Raw genomic sequence first — 8,095 nt, 5'->3', positions numbered from 1 at the left:
GGTTGGGGCGATGTTCGGATCGACCAGATTCGGCCGCGACATTCCCAATATGCTGCGCATCCTGGCCGATCTCCCCGAGCCCACAGCGTCGGCGGCCTTCACCCGCACGCTGCGCGCCGTGGTGGACTGGCGTGGTCAGGTGGTGACCATGCTTGACCGGTGTTATCTGACCGAATCCGTTCCAGTACAACTGATCTGGGGCGAGGACGATTCGGTGATCCCGGTCAGCCACGCGAAGATGGCGCATTCCGCGATGCCGGGTTCCCGCCTGGACGTCTTTCCCCGGTCCGGACACTTCCCGTTTCACGACCATCCTGACCGATTCGTCGAACTGGTGGAACGTTTCATCGACGACACCGCACCGGCCGACTACGACCCCGACGTACTACGTGATCTGCTACGCAAGGGCAGCACCGAGGACTCCGTCTCGGGTCCTATCAACACCCGGGTGGCGGTACTGGACGCACTCGAACACGATGAGCGCAGCGCCACCTGAACCCCGTGGGATCTGCACCGGGGTCGCTCTCGGCGCACCTCAGGACGCGGCCGACTGACCCTCGTCGCCCAGGTACTCCTCGTTGCCCGTCGGGTAGCCCCCACCGGTGGTGGTGATGTGCACGTGGTCGTAATGGCCGTAGCCCGATCCGCTGGGGCCGTTGGCCGGCGTGTAATAGGTGCCGCGCCAGATCACGTCTTGCACGCCGAACCGGGCGGCGTTGCGCATCGCGTAGTCACGGATCGCGTCGCCCAACGCAATGCCGGCCGAGCTGCCGGGGTTGGGAATCATGATGTCCAGGGCCAGACCATTGGGATGCCACGGCTTGGCGTCCGGTCGTACGCCGATCATGGTGCGAATCTCGGGGAACGCGGCGCTGACGGCACGCTCAACCAGGATGGTGCGGACCTGCAAGCCACTCTCGGAGGCGACGCCGGCCATCAGGTGATGCGGTGCGGAGGAGACCCGTGCCACCGGCATCGCGTCGGTCAATTCCACGGCGGCTTCCGGGAGACTCTCCGGCTCAGGGAGATTCTCCGGCTCAGGGAGAGTCTCCGGCTCGGGCGCCGCAGCCAGCTCCAGCGAGCTGTCGGCGATCGGCGCGACTGCGTCCTCAGGACTTGCCGGGTTGGCGTTCGCGCCGCCAGCGAGGAGCAGTGCAGCCGGGAGGACGATCGTGGCGGCCAGGGCAGGAATTTTCATTCGCAGATCACGAGACCGAAAACAAAACATCACGGAACCATAACGGACATTCCTGAGAGGCTCCCTCAGCGGCGCGCCGGTATGCGACGTAGGTCACACCCGCCGGATCGGCCGTGCAGGGGTGCTTCACCTCGGGCAGCGTGCCTGAGATGCGCAAACGGAAAAATTGCTGAGTGGAGCTAAGGGGAATCGAACCCCTGACCTTCTCGATGCGAACGAGACGCGCTACCAACTGCGCTATAGCCCCTTGACCGCTAGCAGGCTACCAGTCCGGAGCGATGGCAGTCCTACTGACCGGCCGCCCGAGGCAGGTCGTAGCGACGGCTATACGCGACCTCGTCGAGGTGTTCGAAGATCGGGTCCTCGTCGTCGATGTCCAGCACAACCGCGCCGGGCCGCTGGAGCCGGTTGGGAACGACGTCGAAATCCCGGTTGCGCCCGCGGGTCGGCGCCGCTTCCTCCAGTGGGCTGTAGCGGGCCGTCCGCTGCTGGCGACGACGGCGCACCTGCTCCTCGATACGGGTCTGACGACGCAGGTAAGCGAGGTAGAGCACCGTCACCGCGGCCGCGAGGCCGCACGCCAACCACAGACCGGAGCTGACGGTGAAGGACAGCACCGCGGTCAGCACCATCACCGTGGCCAAGACTGTCAGCACGCGCTTGCGGAACCGATACTTACGGGCGCTCACCGCCTCGGCCATGCTGGACGAGTCGCGCCGACTCCGCCGCGGCGCGGGCGCCGGCTCGTCTTCGGCTTCCAAACCCGAACTGTCGTCGATGTATTCGAATTCGTCGGCGTCAAAGCCGCCGGAGTGCTCCGATTCATCCCCCTCGAAGGACTCGGCGACGGGCGCGGCAACCGGCTGCGCAACGGTCGGCTCCTCGGCGACTGCCTCCGGGTCAGCCACGGCGGGCTGCTCGGGCTCGACGACCGGGGCATCGAACAGGCTCGCCTGCACGCCGGTCACGCTCTGCGCGCCACCACCGACCGGCAGCGCGCCGGAGTTTTCGTCGACCACGTCGACATCCAGGTAGTCGGTTTCGTAGGTGACCTCTTCGGTCACCGTGGCCAGGACCATGACCGAACGGGTGCGGGCGTGGACCGGGGCCTCCTGCTCGACGTCGCCGGCCTCGAACTCAGCCTCGCACTCAGCCTCGAAATCGGCCTCCTCGCGCCGCCACTCCGGATCGTGCCGGTGGCCGGCAGCGGGACCGCCACGCCTGATCAGCCGCGATTTGGCGGCACTGTTGATCACTCGGGTGGCCAAGGCGACATCGCTGGTCCGGCGGACGGTGTCGCGTTTGTTGATCAGCATCGGCACCAAGACGAAGAGCCAAAGCACCACGAGTGAGATCCACAGCAGCGACTGGGGGATGCTTGGCATCTGACCTGCTCCTTTCCCGACCAGGCTAGGTCTGTGACGTCCACTCCCTGTAGCGGCGCGCCGACCCAATTACACACGTGTAATTCATGGAAGACAAGCACCAACAGTCACAAATGTCACAGGAATAACACGGAGTGTCTCGCTCAGCACCACCAGGCCAGTCCCTGACGCACCAATCGCGCCGACACCGAACCCTCGACCTCGTCAACGGTCATCGCCACCAACAGGTGGTCGCGCCACCCGCCGTCCACGTCCAGATAACGCTTGAGCAGGCCTTCCTCACGAAAACCCACCTTGGCCAGCACCTTGCGGCTGGCTACGTTCTCCGGACGCACGGTCGCCTCCACCCGGTGCAGTTTCGCCGGCCCGAAACAATGGTCCAGACCCAACGCCAGGGCACCGGTTGCCACCCCCCCACCGGTGAAGTCCCGCGCGACCCAGTAACCGATCCACGCGGAGCGAAGCGCACCGTGGGTGATGTTGCCGACCGTCATCTGGCCTGCGAATCGACCGTCGACCTCGATCACATAGGGCAGCATCCGGCCTTTGCGCGCCTCGGAGCGCAGCCCGGAATTCAGGGGTGGCCACGCCGAAACCATATGCCGCACAGACCAATCCGCATCTGCAGTCGGCTCCCAGCGTTCCAGCCGATCGCGTTCGGCAAGCCGGATACGGCTCCACTGCGAGGCGTCACGCATCCGAACGGGGCGCAGACGAACCACACCCCCCGTCACCCGCAACGGTCCCACCGGGCCTGGCCATCCGGGATGCGCGGAGCTGTTAGCCCACCAGATGTCAGCCCCGCTGGGCCAGGAAGGCGACGTCGACGAACTCCCCGGCGGGAATCTCCACCGCCTCGGCGGGCACGACCACCAGACAGTTCGCCTCGGCCAGCGAGGCGAGCAGATGTGAAGAACCGCCGGGCGTGTCGCCGATCGCCTCGACGAGGTAATCGCCGCTGTCCTGGTCGCGAAGCAACTGCCCGCGCAGGAACCCGGTTCGTCCGGCCATCGAACGGATCGGCGCCAGCGCGCGGGCCCGCACCGTGCGGCGCATCGGCTGCCGCTTGCCCAGCGAAAGTCGGATCAGTGGACGCACCATGACCTCGAAGACAACCAGTGCGCTGACCGGGTTCGCGGGCAACAGGAACGTCGGCACCTCGTCGGTGCCGAGCTGACCGAAACCCTGCACCGAACCGGGGTGCATCGCCACCCGGCTGACCTCCATGCTGCCGAGTTGGGACAGCACAGTCCGCAGGTTCTCCGCGGCCTCGCCGCCCACCGCGCCGGCGATCAGCACCACCTCGGAGCGGTTTACCAGGCTCTCCACCGTCTCGCGCAGATCCTTCTCGCTGCCAACGATCCCGATCCGGGTCACCTCGGCGCCGGCATCGCGGGCGGCGGCGGCCAACGCGTAGGAGTTCACGTCATACACCTGGCCGTTGCCCGGGGTGCGGGAGATATCCACCAGTTCCCCGCCCACGCTCATCACCGAGACCCGGGGCCGTGGATGGACAAGGACGCGATCACGGCCGACCGCCGCCAGCAGCCCCACCTGGGCCGCCCCGATGATCGCCCCCGCCCGCACCGCCACGTCGCCGGGCTGGACATCGTCTCCGGCGCGACGGACATACGCGCCGGAACGGACCCCGCGCAGCACCCGCACCCGGTTGGACCCGCTGTCGGTCCAACGCAGCGGCAGCACCGCATCGGCCAGTGTGGGCATCGGCGCGCCGGTCTGCACGCGGGCCGCCTGCTTGGGCTGCAGCCGGCTCGGGGTGCGCGCTCCGGCCTCGATGACTGCCATCACCGGGAGCACGATCTCGTGCTGGCCCTCACCGGCGGCCGCCACGTCGACACTGCGGACCGCATAGCCGTCGATGGCAGCCTGATCGAAACCGGGCATGGGGCGCTCGGTGACCACATCCTCGGCGCACATCAGACCCTGGGCCTCAGCGATGGGCACCGACACCGGCCGCGGCGCCACCGCGGCAGCCGTCACCCTGGCCTGATGTTCCTCCACCGAACGCACAGCGCGCCTTTCTGCTTCAGACGACCCAGCGAGCCCGGCCGAAACAACGACCGGGGCCCTAGAGGCCGGGCTGCTCCGCCAAGCCCAGCCGCCCGACCAGCCATCGCCGCAATTCGGGGCCATAGTCGTCACGGTCCAAAGCAAAGTCAACCGCAGCCTTCAGGTAGCCGCCGGGATTTCCCAAGTCGTGTCGAGATCCGCGGTGCACCACCACATGCACCGGATGGCCCTCGGCGATCAGCAGCGCGATCGCGTCGGTCAGCTGGATCTCACCGCCCGCCCCCCGTTCAACCCTCCGCAGAGCATCGAAGATCGCACGGTCGAGGATGTAGCGTCCGGCGGCGGCGAACAACGACGGGGCTCGGCCGGCCGGTGGTTTCTCCACCATTCCCCTGACCCTCAGCACATCCGGGTCCGCACCGCCGGGAAGCGCTTCGACATCGAAGACGCCGTAGGCGCTGACTTCCTCGGGGGTGACCTCGATCGCGCACAGCACCGTGCCGCCCCGTTCGGCACGGACCTTGGCCATCGTCTCCAGAACGCCGATCGGCAGCACCAGGTCATCGGGAAGCAGGACCGAGAGGGCGTCCTCGTCCTGCGACAGCACCGACTCCACACACCCCACCGCGTGACCGAGGCCCAGCGGCTCGGCCTGGACGACTGACTCCACCTTGATCAAGGCCGGGGCGCGACGCACCTTCTCCAGCATCGCCTTCTTACCGCGCGCCTCGAGGGTGCCCTCCAGAACAAGATCCTCGACGAAGTGCGCGACGACGCTGTCCTTACCTTCCGAGGTGATGATCACCAGCCGCTCAGCGCCGGCCTCGGCGGCTTCGGCGGCCACCAGCTCGATACCGGGGGTGTCGACCACCGGCAGCAGTTCCTTGGGAATGGTCTTTGTCGCCGGCAGGAACCGGGTTCCCAATCCGGCTGCCGGCACGACAGCCGTCCGGGGAAACGGCACCTGCGGTGTGCTCATTGAACACACCTTATCGGCAACCTGATGGCCCAACCGGGCGTACGGCTGACAAGGTGGAGCGCATGACCGCCCTCACCAAGGCCCAGCGCCGACGCGAGCTGTTGGCGGCCCGCCGCGCGGTACCGGAGTCGATTCACAGCAACGAGGCCCAACAGTTGTGCGCACATCTGCCCGCCGCGGTGGGTGACGCCCGGACGGTCTGCGCCTACCTCCCGGCGGGCTCGGAGCCGGGGTCTGCGCAACTGCTCGACGAACTCCTCCGGTTGTGCGACGAGGTGCTGCTCCCGGTGACCGCCGAGGGAGACGACCGGCCGCTGTCCTGGGGGCGGTACCGTCCGGGGACTCTTCAGGCGGCCCGCTTCGGCTTGCGCGAGCCTCCCCCGCCCTGGCTTCCACCGGCCGCCATCTCGCGGGCCGATCTGGTGTTGGTGCCGGCGGTGGCAGTGGACCGCAGCGGGGTGCGCCTGGGGCGTGGCGGCGGCTTCTACGACCGGTCCCTGGTGCTGTGTTCGCCGGGGACGCCGCTGGTGGCCGTGGTGCGCGATGACGAGGTGGTCGCGGCGTTGCCGCACGATCCGCACGACGTGATCATGACGCACGCCCTGACCCCCGGTACCGGGCTTATCCGGCTCGGGGAATGCCAGCCGGCCGATGGCGGTTCTGGCACTTAACACGGTAGAGTGCTAACGACTCAGTTTTCCCGGAGGTTCATGTGCCGACCTACAGCTACGCGTGTACCGAGTGCGACAACCGGTTCGACGCGGTGCAGGCGTTCACCGACGACACCCTGACCACCTGCCCGGAATGCTCAGGGCGGCTGCGCAAGCTGTTCAACTCGGTCGGCGTGGTGTTCAAAGGCAGCGGTTTCTACCGCACGGACAACCGCGAGAACAGTAAGAAGACCGGCTCAGGCGAATCGGGCTCAGGCTCGTCGGGTTCGGAGAAGTCCGGTGGCGATTCGTCGTCCTCATCGTCATCGTCCTCATCTTCGTCGTCCTCATCGTCATCACCGTCAACATCGTCGTCGTCGACATCGTCGTCGTCGGCGCCGAGCGCGCCGTCGTCGGGCAGTTCGGCACCTGCCACCACCTCGAGCTAGCTGTTATCCACAGCGCCACGAGGTCTCGCACGCGCGGCGGCTAGCCGACTCCTACCGTCAGCGGCATGGGTCAGTCGATCAACCCCACTGTGCGCAGCCGTATTTCCCGCGCGATGCGACCGGACTTCGCCCGGACAATTGCAGCCCGGCGGATTGCCGCCGGGCTACTCGTCATCCTCGCGGCGGCAGCGGCCGTTCGGCCGGATCCCGACCACGGGTACCGGCCGGTGACTGTGGCTGTCCGCGATCTGAGTCCGGGTGTGACCGTGACCGCCCAAGACGTGGAAGTCCAGAATCGCACCGCCGCAACGGTTCCGGACGGCACCGCCGGTCTTGAACAAGTCGTCGGGGCCACCCTGGCCGGTGCGGTCCGGCGCGGTGAGGTTCTCACCGACGCACGGGTGCTTGGCTCGCGACTGGCCGAGTTGAGTGTCGGTCGTGATGCCAGGGTGGTGCCGTTGCACCTGTCCGACAGCGCGGTCCTGGATGTGATCCGGACCGGCGATGTCGTCGATGTGCTCGGTGCCGCCACCGGTGCGGGCGCCGGGGGCGAAGTCCACCCCCGGCTGATCGCCGCGAACGCCGTGGTTGTTCTGGTGTCGGCGGACTCGAACGGGAGCTATCGCGGGCCCGGCAACGATCGCATCATCCTGGTGGCCCTTCCCGCCGCGGCCGCCACCGCACTGGCCGGCGCGACGCTCGTGCAGACAGTGGCCCTGACGATCCACTGACACCGGGAAAATTGCCGATGTCCGCCCCCCTATCGATGCGCTACGCTTTCGACGCGATCACGCAGATTCAGCAAAGAAAGGCTCAGCGTGCTAAAGGGATTCAAGGAGTTTCTCGCCAAGGGCAATATCGTCGACCTGGCGGTCGCGGTGGTCATCGGTACGGCGTTCACCGGACTGGTCACCAGTTTCACCGACAGCATCATCCAGCCGTTGATCAACCGTATCGGCGCCGGCAAGGAGGCCTCCTACGGCATCCTCAAGATCGGCATCGGTGGCGGTCAGACCATCGACCTCAATGTCCTGGTGACGGCGTTCATCAACTTCGGACTGGTGGCAGCGGTGGTGTACTTCCTGGTGGTGGTGCCGTACAACAAGGTCCGCCGCAAGGAGTCGGCAGAGTCCGACACCGCGAAGGAACTTCGTCTGTTGACCGAGATCCGCGACGCACTCGGCGGCAAGGACACCGCCAAGGGCGTGGAGCGGTCAGCCGACTTCCCCCTCAGCGAATAGCCCCTGACAACGAATACGGCCCCCGGCACAAGCCGGGGGCCGTATTCGTTGTCGGCTATTTCATGTCCGCGAAGTAGCTCGGCTACTTCATGTCCCATGGTTCGCCGTAGGTGGTGACGCTGTCACCGGACTTGGAGATCAGCCGGGCGAAGGGCCGCAGCA

General features: G+C 67.0%; 10 protein-coding genes, 1 tRNA gene and 1 pseudogene. 5 read left to right on the top strand and 7 right to left on the bottom strand.

Annotation, left to right across the window (positions count from 1 at the left end; translation table 11 throughout):
• A partial coding sequence (locus ACR2JI_RS12340; RefSeq protein WP_526390362.1) for an alpha/beta fold hydrolase occupies positions 1-496 on the top strand: 496 nt, incomplete at its 5' end.
• Between the two features lie 39 nt (positions 497-535).
• Here ACR2JI_RS12340 and ACR2JI_RS12335 read toward each other — a convergent pair.
• From ACR2JI_RS12335 to ACR2JI_RS12310, 6 genes are all read right to left on the bottom strand, one after another.
• The gene (locus ACR2JI_RS12335) at positions 536-1,198 is read right to left on the bottom strand and encodes a VldE C-terminal domain-containing protein (RefSeq protein WP_526390361.1); all 663 of its coding nucleotides are present in this window, start codon (positions 1,196-1,198) and stop codon (positions 536-538) included.
• Between the two features lie 174 nt (positions 1,199-1,372).
• Positions 1,373-1,445 (bottom strand) — tRNA-Ala (locus ACR2JI_RS12330).
• Between the two features lie 40 nt (positions 1,446-1,485).
• Complete coding sequence (gene sepX, locus ACR2JI_RS12325; protein ID WP_526390360.1) at positions 1,486-2,583, bottom strand: divisome protein SepX/GlpR; 1,098 nt, start codon at positions 2,581-2,583, stop codon at positions 1,486-1,488.
• Between the two features lie 143 nt (positions 2,584-2,726).
• A complete protein-coding gene (locus tag ACR2JI_RS12320) occupies positions 2,727-3,377 on the bottom strand; it encodes a GNAT family N-acetyltransferase (protein WP_526390363.1) in 651 nt (216 codons plus the stop codon).
• A 1-nt stretch (position 3,378) separates the two neighbouring features.
• Positions 3,379-4,614 carry a molybdotransferase-like divisome protein Glp gene (gene glp / locus ACR2JI_RS12315; RefSeq protein ID WP_526390359.1) on the bottom strand — a complete coding sequence of 412 codons (1,236 nt, stop codon included), beginning with the start codon at positions 4,612-4,614 and terminating at the stop codon, positions 3,379-3,381.
• A gap of 58 nt (positions 4,615-4,672) precedes the next feature.
• Positions 4,673-5,593: a UTP--glucose-1-phosphate uridylyltransferase gene (locus ACR2JI_RS12310; RefSeq protein ID WP_526390358.1), complete on the bottom strand. Its 921-nt coding sequence runs from the start codon at positions 5,591-5,593 to the stop codon at positions 4,673-4,675.
• A gap of 62 nt (positions 5,594-5,655) precedes the next feature.
• On the opposite strand from ACR2JI_RS12310, the gene ACR2JI_RS12305 reads away from it, so the two are divergent.
• From ACR2JI_RS12305 to mscL, 4 genes are all read left to right on the top strand, one after another.
• Positions 5,656-6,264 carry a 5-formyltetrahydrofolate cyclo-ligase gene (locus tag ACR2JI_RS12305; protein WP_526390357.1) on the top strand — a complete coding sequence of 203 codons (609 nt, stop codon included), beginning with the start codon at positions 5,656-5,658 and terminating at the stop codon, positions 6,262-6,264.
• Positions 6,265-6,305: 41 nt separating this feature from the next.
• Complete coding sequence (locus ACR2JI_RS12300; RefSeq protein WP_526390356.1) at positions 6,306-6,692, top strand: FmdB family zinc ribbon protein; 387 nt, start codon at positions 6,306-6,308, stop codon at positions 6,690-6,692.
• A gap of 65 nt (positions 6,693-6,757) precedes the next feature.
• Entirely contained in the window at positions 6,758-7,423 is a 666-nt protein-coding gene (locus ACR2JI_RS12295; protein ID WP_526390355.1) for an SAF domain-containing protein, read from the top strand.
• A gap of 87 nt (positions 7,424-7,510) precedes the next feature.
• The gene (gene mscL, locus ACR2JI_RS12290; RefSeq protein ID WP_526390354.1) at positions 7,511-7,933 is read left to right on the top strand and encodes a large-conductance mechanosensitive channel protein MscL; all 423 of its coding nucleotides are present in this window, start codon (positions 7,511-7,513) and stop codon (positions 7,931-7,933) included.
• Between the two features lie 82 nt (positions 7,934-8,015).
• Here mscL and ACR2JI_RS12285 read toward each other — a convergent pair.
• Positions 8,016-8,095 (bottom strand): annotated as a pseudogene (locus ACR2JI_RS12285) (MspA family porin); the annotation flags it as partial.

The organism is Mycobacterium sp. (genome assembly GCF_051006775.1).
Lineage (GTDB): Bacteria > Actinomycetota > Actinomycetes > Mycobacteriales > Mycobacteriaceae > Mycobacterium.
The sequence above is the reverse complement of the archived record's forward strand: the minus strand, read 5'-3'. Positions and strand labels throughout refer to the sequence as shown.